This is a genomic window from Ensifer adhaerens, from assembly GCF_000697965.2.
In the GTDB taxonomy this organism is placed as follows: Bacteria; Pseudomonadota; Alphaproteobacteria; order Rhizobiales; family Rhizobiaceae; genus Ensifer; species Ensifer adhaerens.
Genome location: NZ_CP015881.1, coordinates 143033 through 166126 on the forward strand (window position 1 = coordinate 143033; position 23094 = coordinate 166126).

The window sequence follows — 23094 nt, forward strand, 5'->3', positions numbered from 1 at the left end:
GGACGGTGGCGCCGTCCGTCACGGCGGTCTATGATTGCGGCAGCCTGCAGAAGGACTCTCAAGCCGCAGGCAGGCCAATCAGCAAAGGGAAGACCGATGCCAGAAGCCCTCGTCGTCCGCCGCGAAGCGCATATTCCGGCGCCACCCGCCGCAGTGTTCGCTCTTTTGACCGACCCGGAAAAGATCCTGCGCTGGATGGGAACGGAGGCCGACACCAAGGCGGAGCCCGGCGGTCTCTATCTCGTCAACGTAACCGGGGCCCGTTTTGCCCGCGGGTCTTTCCGCGAGGTCGTGCCGGTGCATCGGCTCGCCTATAGCTTCGGCTGGGAAGGCAGCGACATTGTCCCGCCCGGCTCGAGCCTGATCGAGATCGACCTGATCGAGCAGCCGCCCGGAACATTGCTGCGCCTTACGCAAACGGGTCTGCCCAGCGCCGAACAATGCGCCGGCCATGCGGAAGGCTGGGCACATTATCTGGAGCGGCTGGGCCAGGTTGCGTCGGGCCGCGATCCAGGCCCCGATCCCTGGCTCGGCCGCGACGGCGCGGCTTGATGCAGACGTCCCTTGCCTGCCACGACTGGGCCTGAAGGCTTGACGACGGCGTTGGAATGCCATGTTGCTTGGGATTGGCGCGAACCTGCTTTCACATCTTATTGATGCCAAATCAGGACGTTAGGCGGTACATGTCATTGCGGTGCGCTGGCTGAACGCGCCGGGACATGTATGAGTTTACTCGGGATGGGAGCGAATGGACGACAACAACATCATCAAATTTGAACGACCAAAGCCGAAAAAGGAGGCGAAGCCGGCCAGCCCTGTGCCGCGGAAGGCGTTGATTTGGCTGGCACTGATAGCCGCCTTGGTTGCGGTGTGGTCGTACTATCAGTTTATCGCGCCGCCGAGCTTGCCAGGCTAACAACGCTACAGACCGGCGGTTGGCGAGCGGCACGCGCTCCTCGCTTGGTCTGTCTGCAGACACGAGCGCACAATTCGCGAGCTCGCCACCGCCTTCGCTCACTTCCACATGGAGCGCATGCGGGCGCCGACGTCGATGCGGATCTGCTTGGCGCTTCGCTCGCTGGCGCTTGCCGAGATCTTCGGCCAGCTCGTCGTCTCGAAAAACTGAAGCAATGTCGCCGGGATGAAGCGGGTTCGCGAGGCGTAGACATGCCGGTCGCCCTGGGCGTTCTGGCCGTGGGTGAAGAAGCGCTGCGGCGTCACCAGGGAGAGATGATCGCGTGCCCGTGTCATGCCGACATAGAGCAGCCGCCGCTCCTCTTCGAGTTCGGCAGTTGTACCCACGCCGAGATCGGACGGAATGCAGCCGTCGACGACGTTGAGCATGAAGACCGAGCGCCATTCCTGGCCCTTCGCCGAATGGATGGTCGACAGGATCAGATAGTCCTCGTCGAGCAGCGGCACGCCCGCCTGGTCGCTCGTGGCATCGGGCGGGTCAAGGGTCAGCTCGGTCAGGAAACGTTCGCGGTTCTGGTAGCCGCCGGCAATCTGCTCGAGCTGCAGCAGGTCGGCCTTGCGCGTGTCGGCGTCTTCATGGATCCGGTCAAGATGGGGCTCATACCAGGCGCGCGCAGCGCCAATCTCCTGCGGCCATCCAGGCTCGGCCCGTCGCAGACCGGACACCAGGTCGACGAAGCCGGTCCAGTTCTCGCCGGTCTTGGCGGGAGGCGGGATCTCAGCAAGAGCCGCGAGTGGTTCCGGATCGGCGGCGATCGCATCGAGGATCTTTCCAGCGGTCTGTGGGCCAATACCGGGCAGCATCTGCAGCAACCGGAAACCTGCGACGCGATCACGCGGGTTCTGCGCGAAGCGCAGGACTGCGAGCAGGTCCTTCACATGGGCGCTGTCGAGAAACTTCAGGCCACCGAATTTCACGAACGGAATGTTGCGGCGGGTGAGTTCGACTTCGAGCGTTCCGCTGTGATTGGACGAGCGAAAAAGCACCGCCTGCTGCTTCAAGGCGATACCGATCTCGCGGCCAGCGAGAACCTGCTCCACGATGTAGGCGGCCTGATCCGCTTCGTCCTTGACGGCGACGAGCAACGGGCGCTGCTCCGATTGCCTGTCCGTCCAGAGGTTCTTGGTAAATCGCTCCCGCGCCAGGCCGATCACGCCGTTCGCAGCGGCGAGGATCGGCTGCGTCGAGCGGTAGTTCCGGTCGAGGGTGATGACGTCGGCAGGCTCGGGCGAAAAGGCGTTCGGGAAATCGAGAATATTGCGAACCGTCGCAGCCCTGAAAGAATAGATCGACTGGGCGTCGTCGCCAACGACCGTCAATCCGTGGCCGCCCGGTCTGAGCGACATCAGGATCGACGCCTGCAGCCTGTTGGTGTCCTGATACTCGTCGACAAGAACATGATCGAAGCGTCCGCCGATATCTTCGGCAAGCTCCGGATCGGAAACCATCTGCGCCCAGTAGAGCAGGAGATCGTCATAATCGAGCACGTTCTGCGCCTGTTTGGCATCGACGTAAGCCGCAAACAGCGCCTTGAGCTGTTCGTCCCAGCCGGTGACCCAGGGATAGGCCGACTTCAATACGTCGCCAATCGAGCTTTCAGAGTTCACGACGCGCGAATAGATCGAAAGGCACGTTCCCTTTGTCGGGAAGCGGCTTTCCGTCTTCGAGAAGCCGAGCTCGTGGCGCACGAGGTTCATCAAATCGGCGCTGTCCTCCCGGTCGTGGATCGTAAAATCCGGGCCGAGACCGATTTGTTCGGCGTAGATGCGCAGGATCCGGGCGCCGATGCCATGGAAGGTGCCGGCCCAGGAGAGCGCGTCCGTCATGACTGCAGCGTTGTCGCCAAGGACCTGGCGGCAGATGCGCGCGACCCGGCGGGTCATCTCGGCTGCTGCGCGTCGAGAAAAGGTCATCAGCAGAATGCGGCGCGGATCGGCACCGTTGACGATGAGATGCGCGACGCGGTGGGCGAGCGTATTCGTCTTGCCGGAGCCGGCACCGGCGATGATGAGAAGCGGGCCGCCGACCTGTCCTTCCGGCAAGCCGATACCGTGCTCGACCGCCTCACGCTGGCGGTCATTGAGTTTTTCGAGATAGGCGGCGCTCATGCGTTCCCGTTCGTTTTCGTCGCACTCAGTCACTGCCCGCATCGATTTGCATCCAAGAGTCGGGCAGGAACAAAGAAAGAACTAGCAATTTAGCATCCAGATGAAAACCCTGACGTCGCCGAGTTTTCGCTCCTGCAACGTCGGAATGTCACTCTTCCAAGGTTTTGATGACCTGCGAGATCGCCGATAGGCTTGATTGCTGCAGGTAAGGCCAATCGGCCGTGGATCGAGATCTGTCGCGGGTGATCGCCGGCTTATCGATCGGCCTATACCTATGGCTGTGCGCCGCACGAAGAACGCGCGACGGCTTGTGGCCTTATATAGTAGATTAGAAATATGCTCCGCTCCTGCGTCCACTCGAAAGAGGAAGAGCACATGGACGAACGGAGCGTTGAAAATACCTGCGAGGCCACCGGCTCGACCGCCGAATTGCAGGAGATTGCGCGCAAGCTGGCGTCGCTCGCCCAAGAGATCAGGTCAATTGCAGCGACCCCGCTCGGCGAGACGGTCGTACTCGACGAAAGCGGCGATGGATCGGAAACGGCAGTCGACTGATGTCGGCCGCGGGGCAGCGGCTTTACTTGTTCGGTACAGGCATTCATTCCTCAATTGGGAGATGGCCGTGATCTGCCTGCGCGCTTAGAACCAGCCTACGGTGGCGACCTTGGGATATTCGGGACGTCGATACGAGGCGACGCCTTCGAATATCCCTTGGCGCGTCAGCAGACGCTGGTGTCTGTTCAGGGGCAGCATTGAGCTCGTCACGCCACGACCGTCATCGTCATTTCGATGTAGGCGGCAAGGCACAGGGCTGAAGCCAAGATGCCCGGCGTTGAAGGCACGGCTTGCATTATTTTCGCGAAGAACATACCGCCGGCGATGAGCAATCCGCCGAAAAGCAGACCGTGTTCTGCAACAGCGAGGCCGATGGCGCAGAGGTTCACGGCACTCGCAACCATGGTGAGGGGCGCTGCGGCCAGCGCAGCGTTCGATTGAGCCAGGAAGATGAGCCTGAAACGCGGCCAGCTGAGGCCGATGGCGAGAACGATGAACACCAGGGAGATGCCCATCAGCATGCTCCTGCGAGAGTGCACTCGATCGATCCGGCCTGCTTGTCTCGGGCCGAAAACACGTCGCCGACAGCGATGAGGACCGGGTTGTCGTAGCCGATCTCCGCTATGCCCAAGGGCATTGTCGCGAGCGCGCCGCGCCAGCTGCGTTCCGTCGGACGGCTGACATCGCTCATGATCACGGCCGGTGTTTCAGGTGAACGGCCTTCGCCGATAAGCTTTTCGGCAATCAGCCTCGCCGTTCGGCCACCCATGTAAAAGACCGCCGTGCTGCGCGGATCGGCAATGCCTCCCCAGTCGACATCATCGGGCAGGCCGCCGTGGCGGGAATGACCGGTCACCAGCCGAAGCGACTGGGCATAGTCGCGATGGGTCAGCGACAGACCGAGACGGGAGGCCATGGCGCTTGCGGCAGTGATGCCGGGGATAACGTCGACGGGAATGTTCTCGCGGTCGAGATGGGCGATTTCCTCGCCGGCCCGGCCGAAAACCATGGGGTCGCCGGATTTCAGCCGCACCACGCGTTTCCCAGCCTTGGCGAGCTTGACCATCATGGCGTTGATGTCTTCCTGCCGGCAGCTTTCGCGGCCGCCGCGCTTTCCGACGAGCATGCGCTTTGCCTCCCGCCGGGCGAGTTCGAGCACGTCTGAAGAAACAAGGTCGTCGAAAAGGATGACATCGGCCGCTTGCAGCGCGCGCACGGCCTTCAGCGTCAGGAGTTCGGCATCGCCCGGTCCCGCGCCGACCAAAGTCACGTGACCGATGGCGGGGGCTCCCGCGAGCCTTTCGGCATCAGCAAAAAGCACCCCGCCTACGCCCTCCTCCGGCGTATCCATGGTCGAAAAGACGCGATCGGCAAAACGTTCCCAGAAGAGGCGGCGCCGGGGACCGGGTTCGATCCGGCGGTTCACCGCTCCACGAAGAGACTGGGCCAGCGCTGCCCAGGCCTTCAGGCTTTTCGGCAGCAGCGTCTCGATCTTGCGGCGGATCGTCTGGGCGAGGATCGGGGCGGCGCCATCGGTCGAGATTGCAACGATGACGGGCGAGCGGTTGACGATCGAGCCGAACTGGAACTCGCAGAAGTCCGGCTGGTCGATGACGTTGACCGGAACGCCCGCCGCGCGGGCGGCGGCGAAGAATGCCCGCGCCTCCGCCTGGTCCTCGCAATCGCCGACGGCGAGCGCGGCACCGTCAAGATCGGCGGGCGCCCAGTGCCGGCGGTTTAGCGTGACGCTGGCGGTGGGGTGTTGCGGGGTACGGCCGGCAAATGCCGCGAGCGCCTCGTCGTTCCCTTCAGCGTAAAGGTCGACGCGGGCGCCGCAGGCGGCCAGAAGCTCGACCTTCCACATCGCTCCGTCCGTTGCACCGGCCACCACGACGCGCCGGCCCTCCAGCGCCCAGAAGACGGGCAGCTTGGCGAGCGCCTCCATGCGGGCCGGTCCGTCACTCTGCGGCTGCTGCAAGACATCCATCGATGATCCCCCTGATTTCGGCGCGGCATGAGCCGCAATTGGTTCCGGCATTGAGCGCCACGCCGACGGCCTCGACGCTGTGGCAACCGCCGCGTACGGCCGCGACGATCTGGTTGACGCCAACACCGAAGCAGGAGCAGACGGTGGCGCCGGGATCCGGCTTGTCCGCCCCCGGACGGCCCGCGACGAGCGCGAAGCGCTTGCGCAGATTGGCGTGGTCAGCGCCGAGTTGTGCGATCGCCCAGTTGCGCGCGACGGCGACCGGTTCGCGCGCTAGGAAGAAGGCCGCGAGAAGCTGCGGACCATCGAAGAAGGCGAGCCTGATGTCGCCGGTCTGTGCATCCGCATAGCCGAGCGGCTCTACGCCTTGCGGGATCGCAAGAACGCGGCGGCACCAGCCGGCCCAGTCGTCCACCGGCTCGGCAAAAGCCAGTTCCAATCGCCAGCCGCCAGCCGCCTTCGCCAGCGCCCAATAGGCAGCATCTGGATCGACCGGCTTTGCCAGCGAGACAGCGAAGGCGTAGTGCGTCGCCTTGAACTTTCGCGCGGCGACCGCAATGTTCTTCGATGCCGGCTGGCCGGAAAGACGATCGGTGATCGGCGGCACGAGGACATCGATGCGTGCCTTCGCCGCAAACTGGTCGTTCCAGTGCATCGGCGCGAAGATGCTGCCGCGCGCCTGGCGCTCGGTGATGAGCGCACGCACGAACGCCTTGCCCTCAGGGCTTTCAATCTCGATAAGGTCGGCGTTGCCGACGCCGATCTCCATCGCATCACGCGGGTGCAGTTCCGCAAACGGTTCGGCGATATGGGCCGAGAGGCGCGCGCTTTTGCCTGTGCGGGTCATCGTGTGCCACTGGTCGCGGATGCGGCCGGTGTTGAGCGTGAACGGGTAATCGGCATTGGTGCGGTCGGTCTCTGCCGGGCGAACGGCCACGAACCGGCCTCTGCCGTCAGCGTGATAGAAGTTGCCCGCCGCAAAGAAACGGCTTTCGGCGCGCTTCTGGCCTTGCCGTTGGGGCCACTGGAAGGGCGTCAGCCCGTCGTAGTCCTCAAGCGCAAGATCGGCATAGGCGCCAATGTCGAAATCGCGGCTGCCGGCATTTTCGAAGGCCGAGAGCGCGGCATGTTCGCGGAAGATCGCGGCGGGCGCTTCGTAGGCGAAAGCATCGGTATGGCCCAGGCGGCGACCGACCTCGGCCAGTTGCCACCAGTCCGCCCGGGCTTCTCCCGGTGCGGCGAGGAACGCCCGCTGGCGCGAGATGCGGCGTTCGGAATTGGTGACCGTGCCGCTCTTTTCCCCCCAACCGAGCGACGGCAGCAGCACATGCGCGTGGCGGGCGGTATCAGTTTCTTTCAGGATGTCGGAAACCACGACGAAGGGACAGGCCCTGATCGCGGCCTCGACGGCGTCGGCATCCGGCATCGAGACGACGGGGTTCGTTGCCATGATCCAGAGCGCCTTGACGCGACCGTCTGCCACCGCCCGGAAGAGATCGACGGCCTTGAGCCCCGGCTTTTCGGCAATCTTTGGCGAACGCCAGAAGCGCTGGACGCGATCGCGATCACCGGCATCTTCGATCGCCATGTGTGCGGCGAGCATGTTCGCAAGCCCGCCGACCTCGCGGCCGCCCATCGCATTCGGCTGCCCCGTCAGCGAGAACGGCCCCATGCCCGGCCGGCCGATGCGGCCGGTCGCAAGGTGACAGTTGAGGATCGCGTTGACCTTGTCGGTGCCCGAAGACGACTGGTTGACGCCTTGGCTGTAGCAGGTCACGACCTTCTCGGTTGTCGAAAACAGCCGGTAGAATTCGCGCAACTGCATCGCCGGAAGGCCGGTCCGCTCGAGCACGTCGTCGAACGAAACACCGCCTGCTGCGAGCAAGGTATCACCGAAGCCGGCCGTATGCGCCGCGACATAGTTCTGGTCGACGGCATTGCTGGAAACCAGATGTGAGAACAGCCCGACGAAGAGCGCCACATCGGCGTCGGGCCGGATCGCGAGATGCAGGTCTGCGATATCGGCCGTCATGGTGCGGCGCGGATCGATGAGAACGATTTTGAGGCCCGGCCGTTTCGCCTTGGCGGCGGCAAGGCGCTGGTAGAGGACGGGGTGGCACCAGGCAAGGTTCGATCCGGTAAGTACGACCAGATCGGCCAGCTCCAGATCCTCATAGGTCCCGGGTACCGTATCCGAACCGAAGGCACGGCGATGACCGGCAACCGACGAGGACATGCAGAGACGTGAATTGGTATCGATGTTGGCGGAACCGACAAAACCCTTCATCAGCTTGTTGGCGACGTAGTAGTCTTCGGTGAGCAGCTGGCCGGAGACGTAGAAGGCGACCGAATCCGGGCCGTGTTCGGCAATCGTTTCCGCAAAGCGTGCGGCGACGAGGTCGAGCGCTTCGTCCCAGCCAGCCTGGCATCCGTCGATCTCCGGATGCAGCAGCCGACCGTCGAGGTCGAGGGTCTCGGCGAGTGCGGACCCCTTGGAGCACAGCCTGCCGAAATTGGCGGGATGGTCGGCATCGCCGCGCACGGCGACGGCGCCGTTGTCATCGACCGTCGCGATGACCCCGCAGCCGACGCCGCAATAGGGACAGGTGGTCTTGACCTCCTTTTCCATGGTCATTCCGCCGCAATCAGCAGGCTTTCGAGCGCAATGAACAGCACGCCGCCGTCAATACGCACCGGAATGGTGCGCACCGCGCCTTCGTCGGCCCCGAGCGCCTTGCCGGTTTCGAGCGAGATCGCCCAATTGTGCAAGGGGCAGGTGACCGCCTTCGCGTGGACGATGCCTTGTGACAGCGGCCCGCCCTTGTGCGGGCAATGGTCCTCGATGGCGAAGACCTCGTTTTCGGCTGTGCGGAAGACGGCGATCTTGCCCTGAGGCGTCTTCACGCAGCGCGCGCCTCGCAGCGGAATGTCCGAGATGTCGCCGATCGGGTGCCAGGTCATGTTCATCATCTCACTCCGCAGCTTGGGGGAAGCCGACCGTCGCCATCGGCCGGAACTCGTGTTTGTCCTTGCCGGAGACGCGCTCCGACCAGGGGTCGACCTGGGCGAATTTCTGGCTGAAGACGAAGCGGTCGTAGTAGGCCTTGCGCTTGTCCGTATCCTCCATGATCTGGCGGCGGATCTCGTCCAGCCCGACTCGTTTCGCCCACTTGTAGATGCGCTCGAGATAGCGGGCCTGCTCGCGGTACATCTGCGTCAGCGCCACGATGTGTTCCAGCGCCTCGTCCTCGCTTTTCACCAGGCCAAGTACCTCGGTGCCCTTGATGTCGAGCCCGGCAGCACCGGCGAAATGGATCTCGAAGCCCGAGTCGACGCAGATGACGCCGATGTCCTTGCAGGTGGCCTCCGCGCAATTGCGCGGACAGCCGGAAACCGCCATCTTCAGCTTGGCGGGCGTCCAGGAACCCCACATGAACTTTTCGATCCGGATGCCAAGCCCGGTGGAATCCTGCGTGCCGAAGCGGCACCAGTCCGAGCCGACGCAGGTCTTCACCGTGCGCAGACCCTTGGCATAGGCCTGGCCCGAGATGAAACCGGCCTTGCCGAGATCGGCCCAGACGGCCGGTAGATCTTCCTTTTCGATCCCGAGCAGGTCGATGCGCTGGCCGCCGGTCACCTTCACCAGCGGAATTTCGAACTTGTCGACCACGTCGGCGATGGCCCGCAGCTCGCCGGAATTGGTGACCCCACCCCACATGCGCGGCACGACGGAATAGGTGCCGTCCTTCTGGATGTTGGCGTGAACGCGCTCGTTGATGAAGCGCGATTGGTAGTCGTCGGCATATTCGTCCGGGAAATCGCAGACGAGGTAGTAGTTGAGCGCCGGGCGGCACTTGGCGCAGCCGCAGGAGGTCTTCCATTCCAGCTCCTGCATGACCGCGGGAATGGTCTTCAGGCCCTTGGCCTTGATCAGCCGACGTACGTCGTCGTGGCCGAGATCGGTGCAGCCGCACATCGGCTGGACGGCGGCCGGTCTGTAGCTCTCGCCGAGCGTCAGCGTCATCAGCTGTTCGACAAGGCCGGTACAGGAGCCGCAGGAGGCCGATGCCTTGGTATGGGCGCGCACCTCGTCGAGCGACGTCAGGCCCTTGTCGGCAATCGTGGAAACGATCTTACCCTTGCAAACGCCGTTGCAGCCGCAGATTTCCGCATCATCCGGCAAGGCTGCAACGGCCGCCATAGGGTCCAGCGGAGCGCCTCCCTGGAAGGCCTGGCCGAAAATCAGGGTCTGGCGCATCTCGGAGACGTCGGTCTCCTTCTTCTTCAGATCGTTGAACCAGGCGCCGTCGGATGTTTCGCCATAGAGCACGGTGCCGATGATGCGGTTGCCCTTCAGCACCAGCCGCTTGTAGACGCCGGCCGTGGCGTCGCGCAGGACGATCTCCTCGCGGTCGTCGCCATCGGCAAAGTCGCCGAGCGAGAAAAGTTCGATGCCGGTGACCTTGAGCTTGGCCGGCGTGTCGGAATGGACAAAGGCGGCGGAGCGGTCGCCAGCCAGATGCGAGGCGGCGACACGGGCCATCTCGTAAAGCGGCGCGACGAGGCCATAGACCATGCCGCCCACTTCCGCACATTCGCCGAGCGCCCAGATGCGGCCATCCGAGGTCTGCATGCCCTGGTCGACGACGATGCCGCGGTTGATCGCAAGGCCGGCCTCCTTCGCAAGGCCGACACTCGGCCGAATGCCGACGGCCATGACGACGAGCGTCGCCGGAATGATGCGGCCGTCGTCGAGCTCGATGCCTTCGACCCTGCCGTTGCCGACGATCGCCTTGGTGTTGGCCTTGCAGATGATCTTGATGCCGCGGCCTTCCAGCTCCTTCTCAAGGAGATAGCCGGCGGCCGGGTCGAGCTGGCGGTCCATCAGCGTCGGCATCACGTGAAGAACGGTGACGTCCATGCCGCGACCGGCAAGGCCGGCGGCCGCTTCAAGGCCGAGCAGGCCGCCGCCGATGACGACGGCTTTTTCGCGCGACTGGGCGGCGAGCAGCATGGCCTGCACGTCATCGAGATCGCGATAGGTGATGACACCGGGCAGGTCCTTGCCGGGCACCGGCAGGATGAAGGGCACCGAACCGGTCGCGATCACCAGCTTGTCATAGCTTTCGGTCACGCCATGGTCGGAGGTCACGGTTTGGGCATCGCGGTCGATCGCGACGATGCGATGACCCTTGTAAAGCGTGATGCCGTGTTTGATGTACCAGCCGTCGCCGTGGATGATGATCTCTTCGTAATCCTTTTCGCCCGACAGCACCGGCGACAGCATGATGCGGTCGTAGTTGACGCGTGGTTCGGCGTTGAAAATGGTCACGTCGTAGTGCCCGGGCGCCTTTTCCAGCAGGTGCTCCAGCATGCGCCCCGGCGCCATGCCATTGCCGATGATGACGAGTTTCTCGGTCATGGTCTGTCCTTGTCTGTTTACGCGGCAGCAGCCGTCGGCAGGGTGAGCGCGCGGCGTTCCATCTGGCGGATCGAAAGATGCATCCACAGGAGCGATGCGACGACGACGGCAAAGAGAAGCAGGAAGCAGCTCGACCACAGGCCGGTCGCGTCCTTGAGCAGGCCGAAGGCGATCGGCAGCACGAAGCCCCCGAGCCCGCCGACCATGCCGACGATGCCGCCGACCGCCCCGACGTTTTCCGGGTAATAGGCCGGGATGTGCTTGTAGACGGCGGCCTTGCCAAGGCTCATGACGAAGCCGAGCACGAAGACCGTGACGATGAAGACGGCAGGCGTAATGCCGAAGCCGTGGCCCTCGCCGGCGGCCGGCAGCGACAGGATCAGTGTTGCCACCGCCGAGATGCCGAGCATCCAGTACATGACGCTACGCGCGCCCTTGCGGTCGGAAAGCACGCCGCCGAAGGCACGGAAGACGCTGCCGGGGATGGAGTAGGCGGCTGCGACCATGCCCGCCACGGCGATATCGAAGCCGTAGACGCCGACGAGATAACGCGGCAGCCAGAGCGAGAGGGCGACGAAACCGCCGAAGGCGAAGAAATAGTAGAGCGAGAAACGCCAGACCTGGGCGTTCTTCAGCGGTGCGAACTCCTGGAGCAGGCTGCGCTTTGGCAGCTGGCGCTCGCGGCGGCTGCGGAAGGCCGGATCGTCGCTTGTCGTGAACCAGAAGACGAGTGCCGTGACGACGAGTGCGGCCGCCCAGATCTCGGCAACCGTCTGCCAGCCCCAGGCAATGAGGACGAAGGGCGCCAGGAATTTCGTCACCGCCGCGCCGACATTGCCGGCGCCGAAGATGCCAAGCGCCGTGCCCTGCTTTTCCGGCGGAAAGAAGGGCGAGACATAGGCGACGCCGACCGCGAAAGAGCCGCCGGCAAGACCGATGCCGAGGCCGGCGAGCAGCATCTGCGGATAGGTGGTGGCGTAGGTGAGCAGAAAAGTCGCAAGGGCTGCGGCCAGCATCGTCAGCGTATAGACGAGGCGCCCGCCGTAGCGCCCGGTCCAGACGCCGAGCAGGATGCGCACCAGTGAACCGGTGAGGATGGGCGTGCCAACCAGCAGGCCGAACTGCGCTTCGGTGAGCGCGAGGTCCTGCTTGATGCGGATGCCGATGATGGCGAAGATCGTCCAGACGGCGAAACAGATCGTGAAGGCAAAAGTGGACATCCACAAAGCCGTGGCGGGTTCGCTGGCGGATAATGGCTGCTTGTTCTCAGACATGGCTTCTCCGAGGCCCGACAAGGTCGTGCCGCTCCATCTTGGGGGTGAAAAACAAAAAGCCGCTGGCCAGGTATGCCCGACACGGTTCGCTCCGTGTGCGCAGTCCTGATCAGCGGCTTTGCTGGTAGGGCGCCCGTCGTTGGACACCGATCTCTTGGCCCGAGGGCCTGAGAATATAAAAGCAATCAGCGTGCCAGTTTTGGCAAGCTATTGATCTAAAAGAAAAAGTGAAATCGTCGGCCTGGCGTCATCCCGGTGGGTGACATTCCTTGGTGCAGTGCGAAGCCATTTTTTGTGCAATGCGCATAAATTAGGCGTCGCGCATTCAGCCTGCAGACTGGGCAGCGATGTAGGCATCGAGGTCGTCGGGATCGAAGCGTCCGCCATCGAAGAAACCATCCGGCCCGAGCGTCAGCGCGCCCGATGAGCCGACTGGGGTTTCGACGGTCAAGGCGCCTTCCACCTTGGCGCTTGCCGACGGCATGGCGATACCAAGGTGCTTCAATGCGGCGCGGTAGATGTCCGGCCGGTAGGTTTCCGCGGCGATGCGCTGGCGCTCTGCCGCATGCTCGATCTGCCGCCAGCGCACCATCTGGGTGTAGAACCAGAGGGCATGGCTCTTCCAGGGGAAGGTCGCCGCCTTGGCATTCGGAACGAAGAAATCTCTGACCACCCGGACCTCACCGCCGCCGACCGGCAGCGTGCCTTTGAGGGCGGGAAGAAGCAGTTCGGCGTCGCGCCCCACATAGGCAGGCTTTGCCAGAAGGGTCGCGAGTGCCTCGTGGTTATCCGGGCGGGCGCACCAAATTGACGCCTGATGAAGCGCCACGAGCAGGGCGGCCATCGCCTCCGGGTTGGCCTCCCCCCACTTTGCGTTGACGCCAAGCACCTTCTCGGGGCTCGACCGCCAGATCGCCGCCTTGACGGTGGCGAGATGTGCGCCGCGGCGAAGCACGCCGAAGGTGTTCCAGGGCTCGCCGGCGCAATAGCCGTCGATCACGCCTTCGGCGAGCGCATCGCCCATGTCGGGTGGCGGCAGCACGACGATCTCGATATCACGGTCCGGATCGATGCCGCTCGCCGCCAGCCAGTAGCGCAGTTCGTAATTGTGCCCGGAATAGGGATGCACGACGGCAAAACGCAGCGGCGCGCCCGCCTGCGCATCGATCGCCTTGCGCAGGGCTGCACCGTTCGCGCGCGCATCGAGATCCGTGGTCGCGCCGTTTTCCGCCATCCTTTGCCAGAGCGCCGGAGACACCGTCACCGCATTGCCGCCGAGACCCAGCGACATCGGCACGATCATTTCAGGGGCAGGCACATTGAGGCCGAGATTGCCGGCGATCGGCATGGGCCCGAGAATATGCGCCACATCGACATGGCGAACCGCAAGTCGGTCGCGGATGCTCGCCCAGGAGCGCTCACGCAGCAGGGTCAGGTCGATCCCCTGTTCTTCGGCAAAGCCCATCTCGCGGGCGACAACGAGCAAGGCGCTGTCGAGGAGCGGCACGAAACCGGCGGTGATGGCGTGGCGCGTCGTCATTCCTTTCCTCCCGGATCGAGCAGGCTTGCCGCCGTGACGAGGCTTTGGGCGATGTCGACGATCTTGCGGTTCTGGTTCATCGCCGTGCGGCGCAGCAGCGCATAGGCCTCTTCCTCGGAGAGCCCGCGCGAGCGCATCAAGAGGCCCTTGGCGCGGTCGATCACCTTGCGGTTTTCCAACTCGCCGCGGGTTTCTTCCAGCTCGCGGTTGAGGCGGGAGAAGGCGTTGAAGCGGCTGATCGCCATCTTCAGGATGGGGCGCACCCGTTCCTGCTTCAGACCGTCGACGATATAGGCCGAGACCCCGGCCTCGACAGCCGCCTCGATGGAGGCCTCGTCGGACTTGTCGACGAACATCGCGATCGGGCGCTTCACCGCGCGCGAAAGCTGGAAGATGCTTTCCAGCATGTCGCGGTTTGGGTTTTCGAGATCAATCACGATGACGTCGGGATTGAGGTCCGCGATACGCCGCGCCAGGCCGTGCATATTGTCGATGACGGTGACATGGTCATAGCCCGCGTCGCGCAGCCCGTCCTCGATGATGGCGGCGCGGATGCGATTCTCGTCGATGACCAGGACGTTTAGTCTGCTGTGCTGCATGCCACGACCGCATTCTGACCAAGCTTGACCTGCCGTGTCGGCTCTTTTTGCAATGCAGCATGGCGGGTCCGAAAGCAAGGGCGATCTTTCGGATGGCGTTTACGCACAGGCGGGACTGCCGCAATCCTCGGCGCAGGTCGGCTTGCCGCGGCGCGAAGGCAGCGCCGCGGCAATGAGGAGATCAAGCTCTTCCACGGTCCGTGAAAGTGCCGACCGAAGGCATTTTAGGCTGCAATGAGTTCGTCGGCTGGGCCGAAGAACTCATAGTGGACCCGCTCGCTGGAAACGCCTTCCCTGGCAAGAGCCGGGACGAGCGCACGAAGGAACGGTTTGGGGCCACAGAGATAGAATTCGGCATTGGCGATCGGCGTGTGCTTGCGAAGCCATTCCGCGGTGATGAAGCCATCGAAGTCGTGCGACAGCCCCACGGCATCCCCGTTTGCAGGCGCACTATAGAAGCTGCTGATCGTGATCTTGCCGTGTGCGTCGGCGAGTTCGCGAACATGCCGATCCATGGCATGCGTGCCGCTGTTCAGCGCGCCGTGGACGAAGTGCGCCTCGAGGTTCGGATGTTCCTCGGCGATCGTCTCGAGAATGCTGACCATGGGGGTCAGGCCGACGCCACCCGACAGCAATACGACAGGTGCTTCCGGCGCTTCGGGGAGGAAGAAGTCGCCGGCCGGCGGGGTCGCGCTCAAGACCGTGCCGACGGTCGCCTGATCGTGGAGATATCGGGATCCGCCTTGCCCCTGCGCCTCGCGCTTTACCGAGATGCGGTAGAAGCTGTCGTTCGGCCCGCTGGAGATCGAGTAGTTGCGCTTCATCTCCAGGCCATTGTCCAGTTGGAAGCGAAACGTCAGATATTGGCCGGGTCTGTGGCGCGCAACGCGACCGCCGTCCTTGGGTTTCAGGATAAACGAGGTGACGACGTCGCTCTCGCGAACTTTTGAGACGATGACGAAATCTCTCCAGCCGTTCCAACCGCCCGAGCGCTCCATCAGTTCGCCGCGTATGGCGGTTTCGCGCTCCTTGAGAATATCGGCCAGGAACCAATAGGCCTCGCCCCATGCGTTGAGGAGCTCAGGGGTCGCAGCACTTCCGAGCACATCCTCGACGGCGGCGAGAAGAGCCTTGGCTACAAAGGGATAGTGCTCCGGAAGGATATGGTAGCCGATGTGCTTGTGGGCGATCCGTTCGACCACCGGGCCAAGCACGCCGAGATTATCGATGTTCTGCGCATAGGCGAGAATGGCGGCGGCAAGCGCGTTGACCTGTGAACCGCCTTCGCCCTGATTGGCGTGGTTGAACAGCGCGCGGATATGATCGTCACGGAAGAGGCGGGCATACATGCTCTTCGTGATTTCCGTTCCGTGGGCCGCGAGCGCCGGAGCGCTGGCTTTCACGATCTGGACAGTCTCGGGGGAGAGTGGTTTCGGCATGATTTTTTCCTTTCGGTGGGACGTATCAGTGGGGGCAGGTTGGTGATCCTGGAAATGCAGCCGGCAATTCACCGGGCCCGGTGATCGGGAACTGTGTCCCAATCTCTCGCGGCAGCGAATCCCGCGCTCAAAATCCTGTTAATGCGGACTTCGCCCTGGAAGCATTCGACGATCATCCTGATCTCAGCTCCGGCTACCGTTCGCGCGTTCATCGCAAATGACCCTTAAAGATGTATCTGAAATGCATCTATTCGCTTGCGATCAAAGATGCTAATTAAATGCATGTTTTTTGAACGGACTTTTTGACGCAGATCCCGCGATGAGGCTCACGAAATACACCGACTATGCGATGCGCCTGATGATCTATCTGGGCTCCCAGCCCACTGGGCTCAGCTCCATCCGGGAGATATCCGATACCTTCTCGGTCTCGCAGAACCATATGATGAAAGTGGTTCAAGACCTCGCGAATGCGGGGTTTCTGGAGGCTGTACGCGGCCGGAACGGCGGTATCAGGCTCGCAAGGGCTGCGAACGAAATCAATCTCGGCGCTCTCCTCCGGCACACGGAGGAGTTGTCGGATCTGATCGATTGCCGAGGTTGCCGCATCGCGCCGGCCTGCAGCCTGCCGTCCGTCCTTTCGGAAGCCACGGCCGCCTTCGTCGCGGTCTTCGACAAGTACACGCTTGCGGATCTCGTCGAAAAACGCTCGACGCTCGGCGTGCTCCTGGGTTTCAGGGCAGCGTTGCCGGGCGAAGATTGCACCGTGTGACGAAGGGATTGGTGACCCGCGCGTGATAGGTCGCCAGTCGCTCGAGGAATAATAACGCCCGGCACCCCAATGACTCGTCGCGACCTGCTACTTCACGTCCGATTTGAGGTTGCGCCGCTTTGCTGGGGCGAGCTTGGCCGTGGCTGGAGCCCGCCTGAGCATCAGATCGGTAGCAGCGCGTCCGGCTTGACGTCGCCGACCGAGGCGTAGGTGTGCGTCTCCCTGACGCCGGGCAGGGGCAAAATCACCCGTTCGAGAAAATCCTGGAACAGCGACATGTCGGCAATGCGCGCCTTCACCAGATAGTCGAAGCCGCCGATCACCATGTGGCATTCCAGAACTTCCGGCGCCTTTGCAACCGCGTCGGAGAAGCGCTCGAAGATATGCGGGGCGGTATGGTCGAGGCGCACCTGGATGAAGACGACGGTGCCCCGGCCGATCTTCTTCGGATCGAGGATCGCTCGCACGGCCTTCACGTAGCCCTCGCGGAAGAGGCGCTTCACGCGCTGGCTCGTGCCCGTTGGCGACAGGCCGACACGCTCTGCCAGCTCCAGTGTGGTCCGCCGGCCATCTTCCTGCAGCAATCTCAACAAGGTGCGATCGATGGTGTCGAGGCCTGCAATTTCGTTCTTCACACTATTTTGTCCATGAAAGAGTGATAATCGCTTAGATTCATTGAAATCAGTGTATTTTGACGCGGCCGTTCGCGCAATACGGTGCTTCTGTCGAAGCCGCCGGGTAAGGCTTCCGCAATGTGGAGAGACGGGCGTGCAAAGTGTTACGATGGGGGAGGGCGACCGCAGCCGGCGGCTGGCGATATGGGCAGGGGTGGCGGTCGTCGCAATCACCACCTTACAGTTTGTGGCCGCCCGGTTCAGTCTGCGCGAGCATCTGACCGCCGCCGACATCGTCACCTTGCGGTTCTCTGGCGCCGCCCTGGCCTTCCTGCCGGTGTTCCTCAGCGTCGGCTTGCCGAAGTTGATGCAGCTTGGCTGGCGCAAGGCAACCGTGCTGGCGCTGCTGACGGGGCTGCCCTATCCGCTCATCATCAACCAGGGACTTTCGCTGGCACCGGTCGCCCATGCGGCAGCACTCTCTCCCGCCGTAATCGTCTTCTTCTCGTTCCTGTTTTCCCGTCTCGTCTTCAAGGACAAGGCCTCCGGCACGCGCCTTGCTGGCGTTGCCACGGTCATTGCCGGCCTTTTTCTGTTCGTGCTCCAATCGGGCGTCGCCGACGCCGGGACATTGCGGGGTGATCTGTTGTTCGCCGTTTCGGGGTTGATGTTTGCCACCTTTGCGGTGCTGGTGCGGCTATGGTCCGTCGACGCCGTGACGGCGACGATCGCAGTGGTGTTCTTCTCCTGTCTGCCGTTGCCCTTGCTGCACATTCTGGCGCCCAGCGGGCTCGCTGCCGCCTCTTTCACCGAAATTGCCACGCAATTCGTCATCCAAGGCTTTCTCGCCGGAGCGCTCGCGAGCGTTCTCTACACCTATGTCATCCGTCAATTGGGTCCGCAGCCTGCGTCGCTGTTCATGCCGTGCGTCCCGGTGACGACGACCGCGGCGGGGGTCGTCGTTCTCGGCGAAGTTCCGACGCTGCTTCAGGTCGTTGCCATTGCCGTCATCACGTTCGGCATGGTCTTCCCGATCCTGAAAAGGGCGTAGGCCGGGCCGGCGACCGGCCTATTTCTGCGCCTGCTCGGCCGGCATCGGTTTGACCGGTGCGCCCGGGAAGATTTTCTGCAGGTTTCCCGCGATCACCTGGTCGCCTTCCGCAACGCCTGAGGTCAGGCCGATGAGATCACCGCTCGTCGGGCCAAGAGTGACCAGCCTTTGTTCGACCGTTTCACCCTTGCCGACGACATAGATGTATTTGCCGAGCTGGCTCGAGCCGAGCGCCGTTTCCGGCACCATCAGCACGTTCGGCTCGTCGCGGATCTTCAGCCGGACGCGGACATATTGGCCGGGCAGCAGGGAAAGATCAGTATTGTCGATCGTCACGCGCGCCACCACCGTTCCGGTATTTCCCTCGACCGTGTTGTTGATGAAGGTGAGGTCGCCGCGATAGCGCGGTTCCTTGTCGCCAGGCAAAAGCACTTCCGCCTGCACTTTCCCCTTCGCCCGGGCCTTCTGGATGTCGGCGAGTTCTGTTTCGCTCGGGTTGAAGGAAACATAGATCGGCGAAAGCTGCACGAGGTTGTTGAGCGGTGTCCCGGCGGTGTTGCTGACAAGCGTTCCCTCCGGCGCCTGGTCGCGGCCGAGCCGGCCGGCAAAGGGCGCGTGGATTTCGGTGTAGTCGAAATTGATCTCGGCGGTGCGCACCGCCGCCCGCGACATCTCCAGTGCCGCTTCGGCCTGGTGCACAGCACTCTGGCGCTGATCGAAGCTGTCCTTGTCGAGGTAACCCGTCGTGGCCAGTTCATTGCCGCGGTTGAGATTGGAGCGGAGATAGGCGAGCGACGCCTGGTCGCGCTCGACCTGGGCCTTTGCCTGATCGAGCGCTGCCCGATAATCGCGCGGGTCGATCCGATAGAGCAGATCACCTTCCTTCACATCCGAACCGTCGGGCACCGCCTGCGACTCGATATAGCCCGTGATCTTGGCGCGGAGCGTCACGTTGCGGATCGCTTCGGTGCGGGCCGAATAGTCGAGATAGATCGGAATGGTTTTCTTGACGACCGAGGCGACCGGCACGGGCATGGCCTGTTGCGGCGGCCCCACCGCCGCGCCGGCGTCGCCGCCCTTCAGCTCGAATCCGCCGTTCTTGTAATGATAGGCCGCAGCAAGGGCGGCGACCACGACCGCTGCGGCAAGGACCAGTCTCGAACCACGCATGTCAGGCTCCAATTCCTATTCCGCCGCCTCCGGCTCGTGACGCTGGCCGATCGGCCGCGAGGACGTGCCCTCGCGCCATTTTTCGATGACCGCGTAGAAGACCGGGACGAAAATGAGTGTGAGGATCGTCGCCGCCAGCATGCCGCCGAAGACGGTGGTGCCGATTGACTGGCGGCTGGCAGCACCTGCGCCCCTGGCATACATCAGCGGCAGCACGCCGAGGATGAAGGCGAAGGCCGTCATCAGGATCGGCCGCAGCCGGAGACGCGCCGCTTCCGCGGCGGCTGCGACGACGTCGAGCCCTTCCTCGCGTCGGCGTCTTGCGAACTCGACGATCAGGATGGCGTTCTTGGCGGCAAGTCCGACCAGCATCACGAAACCGATCTGCGAATAGACGTCGATCTGCATACCGCGCAGCCAGAGCGCCGAAAGCGCGCCCAAAAGCGCGAGCGGCACTGACAGCAGCACCATGAAAGGCATCGACCAGCTTTCATACTGGGCGGCCAGGATCAGGAAGCAGAAGACGAGGGCGAGCGCAAAGACGAGCGCGGCGATCGAGCCTGCCCGGATCTCCTGATAAGTAATGCCGGTCCACTCGAATGTGTAGTCCCTGGGCAGCGTCGTTTTTGCCACCCGCTCCATCGCCGCCACCGCCTGGCTCGAGCTGAAGCCGGGTGCTGCCGCACCGTTGATCAGCGCCGAGGGGTAATTGTTGTAGTGGGTGATGGTCTCCGGGCCGACCGTCGGCTTGAAGGTTCCTAGCGTATTGAGCGGCACCATTTCCCCCTCAGTGTTGCGCACGTAGAGACGAGAGAGATCGGTGGCCGAGGCGCGTGCGCCTTGATCGGCCTGCAGCGTCACGCGGAAGGTGCGGCCGAAGATGTTGAAGTCGTTGACATAGAGCGAGCCGAAATAGATCTGCAGTGTGCTGAAGATATCCGGCAGGCTCAGGCCCAGCAGCTTCGCCTTGTCGCGGTCGAGGTCATAGTCGAACTGTGGGCTCGAGGTGCTGAAGGTGGTGAACAGCTGGTAGGGATTGATTTCCGGCTGCTTGCGCGCCTCAGCGATCAGCGCCTGCGTCGCGTCGTTCAGCGCCTCGGCGCTGCGGCCGGCAAGGTCCTCCACCTGGAACTCGAAGCCACCGGTAGCACCCAGCCCCTGGATCGACGGCGGGTCGAAGGCGAGCACCAGCGCGTCCGGGATCTGCAGCAGTTGCGGCATCACCTCTTCACGCAGCGCCGAGGCGCCTTGTTCGGGCGGCCGCTCGTCCCATGGCTTCAATACGGCGAATTGCACGGCCGAGTTTGACTGGGCGGCGAAGGACAGGAAGTTGAAGCCGACGACCGAACCGACGAAATCGACGCCGGCGGTGCCGCGCAGGATCTCTTCGGATCGCCGCGCGACCGCCTCGGTGCGTTCGAGCGAGGCACCATCGGGCAACTGGATGACGACGAAGAAATAGCCCTGGTCCTCGACCGGCAGGAAGGTCGAGGGGATGCGCTGCCATAGCGCATAGGTCGAGGCGATCGCGGCGAGGAAGACGGCAAACAGCGCCCAGCGCCAGCGCACGAGCCCGGCGACGCTGCGCGCATAACCGTGCGACAGGGCGTGAAAACCGCTGTTGAACCAGCGGAAGAGGGCAAAACGCGGCTCGCCGCGATAGCGCAGGAACGCGGCGCTCAGCGCCGGACTGAGGGTCAGCGAGTTGAAGGCGGAAAAAGCGACGGAGATTGCGACCGTCAGCGCAAACTGGTTGTAGAGGCTGCCGGCGACGCCCGGAATGAAGGCGACGGGGATGAAGACGGCCAGCAGCACCGCGGTCGTCGCGATGATCGGGCCGGTCACCTCCTGCATCGCCTTTTTGGTGGCCTCGAGCGGCGGCAGCCCGGCCTCCAGCTGGCGTTCGACGTTCTCGACGACGACGATCGCGTCGTCGACCACAAGCCCGATGGCAAGCACCATGCCGAGCAGGCTCAGCATGTTGAGCGAGAAGCCGAAGAGATACATGACGACCAGCGTCGCGATCAACGAAACCGGAATGGCGATCGTAGGGATGATCGTCGTGCGCAGGTTTTGCAGGAAGATGAAGACGACGAAGACGACGAGGGCGAGCGCCTCGAGCAGCGTGAACACGACATCCTTCATCGCCGCCGAGACGAAACGCGTGGTGTCGTAGAACATGTGGTAGGCGATGCCCGCGGGGAAGCGCTGCGACAGCTCGTCCATCTTCGCCTGCACGCGGGCCTGCAGGTCGAGCGCGTTGGAGCCCGGTGCCTGGAAGACGGCAAGCACGACGCTTTCCTTGCCGTTGAAGGTGACCGACGAGGAATAGAGCAGCGCGCCGAGCTCGATGCGCGCCACATCGCGCAGCCGCGTCGTTGCCCCCGTCGTCTGGTCGGCGCGCAGCACGATGTCGCCGAACTGGGACGGGTCGCTCAAGCGTCCGAGCGCGTTGATCTGCATCTCGAAGGGCGTGCCGGCCGGTGCCGGCGATTGCCCGATCTTGCCGCCGGCGACCTGGATGTTCTGCTCGGCAATGACGTTCTGGACGTCGACGGCGGTAATGCCGAGATTGGCCATGCGATCCGGATCGAGCCAGACGCGCATCGAATAGCGGCGCTCGCCGAAAAGCTGGACGTCGCCAACGCCCGGCAGGCGTTTGAGTGGATCGAGGATCTGCAGGTAGGCGTAGTTGCTGACCGCGGCGAAATCGACCGAATTGTCAGGCGAATCCAGGCTGACGAGCACGGTGAAGTTCGGGATCTGCTTGGCGATGGTCACGCCGGTCTGGTTGACGAGGGCCGGAAGCGAGGAGGCGGCCTGCGAGACGCGGTTCTGCACGTCGAGCGCGGCGACGTCGATCGGATAGCCGACCTCGAAGGAAATGATGATGCGCGACGAGCCGTCGTTCGAGCTGGTCGAGGTCATGTAGAGCATGCCGGGCACGCCGTTGATCTGCTGTTCGAGCGGCGTCGTCACCGTGTCGGCGACCACCTGGGCGCTGGCGCCCGGATAGTTGGCGGCAACGACGATCTGCGGCGGCGTGACGTCGGGAAACTGCGAAATCGGCAGCAGGAAATAGCAGATGCCGCCGGCGAGCGTCATGATGATGGCGATCGCCGATGCGAAGATCGGCCGGTGGATGAAGAAGTCAATCATGGGGCCGATCCTTTGGGAGCGCCACCATCGCAGCAGGCGGCGTGGCGGAAACTCGGCACCGGCACGCCCGCCGCGCGGACCTTGCGGTCAGCGACGGTCTCCCCAGCCTTCAGCCCATCCAGCATGCGCATCATAAGGCTCCAGCACGAGATCATGAAGGGCCGATCCGGTCCTAATCACGACGACCAAATCACGAGCGTTATCGAATCTAAAAAGTCTCTGCGGTGTGCGCTCTGGCTAAAAGACGCCTGGCGACCGCGCTCACCGACACTGCGCATGAAATTTTTCTGCTGTTACCGCCGCCGTTTCCGGAAGAGCTCTTTGCCGCAAGCGGATGCTCCTTGATTTGCCACGGTGGCGAAAATGTTACTGGTCGGTAACATCGTCGCATGTTATCGACCAATGACAGGGCGTCAAGGGGCAAGATTTTC

18 protein-coding genes are annotated in these 23094 nt (G+C 63.3%); 5 read left to right on the forward strand and 13 right to left on the reverse strand.

The genetic code is table 11. The annotated features are described in order from the left end of the window. The first annotated feature begins 96 nt into the window (after positions 1 to 96). Both FA04_RS20415 and FA04_RS35680 read left to right on the forward strand, forming a co-directional pair. Positions 97 to 552, forward strand: a complete 456-nt coding sequence (locus FA04_RS20415; RefSeq protein WP_034789805.1) for an SRPBCC family protein — start codon at positions 97 to 99, stop codon at positions 550 to 552. A 196-nt stretch (positions 553 to 748) separates the two neighbouring features. Further along, positions 749 to 916: a hypothetical protein gene (locus FA04_RS35680; protein WP_089042981.1), complete on the forward strand. Its 168-nt coding sequence runs from the start codon at positions 749 to 751 to the stop codon at positions 914 to 916. A 98-nt stretch (positions 917 to 1014) separates the two neighbouring features. On the opposite strand, the gene FA04_RS20420 is transcribed toward FA04_RS35680, so the two are convergent. Then, entirely contained in the window at positions 1015 to 3084 is a 2070-nt protein-coding gene (locus FA04_RS20420; RefSeq protein WP_034789803.1) for an ATP-dependent helicase, read from the reverse strand. A 375-nt stretch (positions 3085 to 3459) separates the two neighbouring features. On the opposite strand from FA04_RS20420, the gene FA04_RS20425 reads away from it, so the two are divergent. After that, positions 3460 to 3639 (forward strand): hypothetical protein, encoded by a 180-nt coding sequence (locus tag FA04_RS20425; protein ID WP_034789801.1) that lies wholly within the window; start codon positions 3460 to 3462, stop codon positions 3637 to 3639. Between the two features lie 206 nt (positions 3640 to 3845). Here FA04_RS20425 and FA04_RS20430 read toward each other — a convergent pair whose 3' ends face one another. The 9 genes from FA04_RS20430 to hmpA form a co-directional block, all read right to left on the reverse strand. Beyond that, positions 3846 to 4160 carry a hypothetical protein gene (locus FA04_RS20430; RefSeq protein ID WP_034789799.1) on the reverse strand — a complete coding sequence of 105 codons (315 nt, stop codon included), beginning with the start codon at positions 4158 to 4160 and terminating at the stop codon, positions 3846 to 3848. Further along, positions 4154 to 5626, reverse strand: a complete 1473-nt coding sequence (gene cysG / locus FA04_RS20435; protein WP_034789798.1) for a siroheme synthase CysG — start codon at positions 5624 to 5626, stop codon at positions 4154 to 4156. The genes FA04_RS20430 and cysG overlap by 7 nt, the downstream gene beginning before the upstream one ends. Beyond that, positions 5598 to 8255 carry a nitrate reductase gene (locus tag FA04_RS20440; protein ID WP_034789796.1) on the reverse strand — a complete coding sequence of 886 codons (2658 nt, stop codon included), beginning with the start codon at positions 8253 to 8255 and terminating at the stop codon, positions 5598 to 5600. The genes cysG and FA04_RS20440 overlap by 29 nt, the downstream gene beginning before the upstream one ends. A gap of 2 nt (positions 8256 to 8257) precedes the next feature. Next, positions 8258 to 8593 carry a nitrite reductase small subunit NirD gene (nirD, locus tag FA04_RS20445; protein WP_371273748.1) on the reverse strand — a complete coding sequence of 112 codons (336 nt, stop codon included), beginning with the start codon at positions 8591 to 8593 and terminating at the stop codon, positions 8258 to 8260. 4 nt (positions 8594 to 8597) lie between these two features. Further along, positions 8598 to 11048 (reverse strand): nitrite reductase large subunit NirB, encoded by a 2451-nt coding sequence (gene nirB, locus FA04_RS20450; RefSeq protein WP_034789794.1) that lies wholly within the window; start codon positions 11046 to 11048, stop codon positions 8598 to 8600. A gap of 17 nt (positions 11049 to 11065) precedes the next feature. After that, positions 11066 to 12322, reverse strand: a complete 1257-nt coding sequence (locus FA04_RS20455; protein ID WP_034789792.1) for an MFS transporter — start codon at positions 12320 to 12322, stop codon at positions 11066 to 11068. A 325-nt stretch (positions 12323 to 12647) separates the two neighbouring features. Beyond that, positions 12648 to 13862, reverse strand: coding sequence for a CmpA/NrtA family ABC transporter substrate-binding protein (locus FA04_RS20460; protein ID WP_034789783.1), 1215 nt, complete (start codon positions 13860 to 13862; stop codon positions 12648 to 12650). After that, entirely contained in the window at positions 13859 to 14461 is a 603-nt protein-coding gene (locus tag FA04_RS20465) for an ANTAR domain-containing response regulator (RefSeq protein ID WP_034789780.1), read from the reverse strand. Before FA04_RS20465 ends, FA04_RS20460 begins: the two co-directional genes overlap by 4 nt. Positions 14462 to 14685: 224 nt before the next feature. Beyond that, the gene (gene hmpA / locus FA04_RS20470) at positions 14686 to 15900 is read right to left on the reverse strand and encodes an NO-inducible flavohemoprotein (RefSeq protein WP_034789777.1); all 1215 of its coding nucleotides are present in this window, start codon (positions 15898 to 15900) and stop codon (positions 14686 to 14688) included. 319 nt (positions 15901 to 16219) lie between these two features. Between hmpA and FA04_RS20475 the strand changes: the two genes are divergently transcribed. Beyond that, positions 16220 to 16669 carry an Rrf2 family transcriptional regulator gene (locus FA04_RS20475; RefSeq protein WP_051659173.1) on the forward strand — a complete coding sequence of 150 codons (450 nt, stop codon included), beginning with the start codon at positions 16220 to 16222 and terminating at the stop codon, positions 16667 to 16669. Between the two features lie 161 nt (positions 16670 to 16830). Here FA04_RS20475 and FA04_RS20480 read toward each other — a convergent pair whose 3' ends face one another. Beyond that, a complete protein-coding gene (locus FA04_RS20480) occupies positions 16831 to 17292 on the reverse strand; it encodes an Lrp/AsnC family transcriptional regulator (protein WP_089043044.1) in 462 nt (153 codons plus the stop codon). Positions 17293 to 17437: 145 nt separating this feature from the next. Between FA04_RS20480 and FA04_RS20485 the strand changes: the two genes are divergently transcribed. Beyond that, the gene (locus FA04_RS20485) at positions 17438 to 18334 is read left to right on the forward strand and encodes a DMT family transporter (protein WP_234798795.1); all 897 of its coding nucleotides are present in this window, start codon (positions 17438 to 17440) and stop codon (positions 18332 to 18334) included. An 18-nt stretch (positions 18335 to 18352) separates the two neighbouring features. On the opposite strand, the gene FA04_RS20490 is transcribed toward FA04_RS20485, so the two are convergent. Next, a complete protein-coding gene (locus tag FA04_RS20490) occupies positions 18353 to 19504 on the reverse strand; it encodes an efflux RND transporter periplasmic adaptor subunit (RefSeq protein WP_034789769.1) in 1152 nt (383 codons plus the stop codon). Positions 19505 to 19519: 15 nt separating this feature from the next. Then, positions 19520 to 22663 carry an efflux RND transporter permease subunit gene (locus FA04_RS20495; protein ID WP_034789766.1) on the reverse strand — a complete coding sequence of 1048 codons (3144 nt, stop codon included), beginning with the start codon at positions 22661 to 22663 and terminating at the stop codon, positions 19520 to 19522. Between the last annotated feature and the right edge of the window lie 431 nt (positions 22664 to 23094).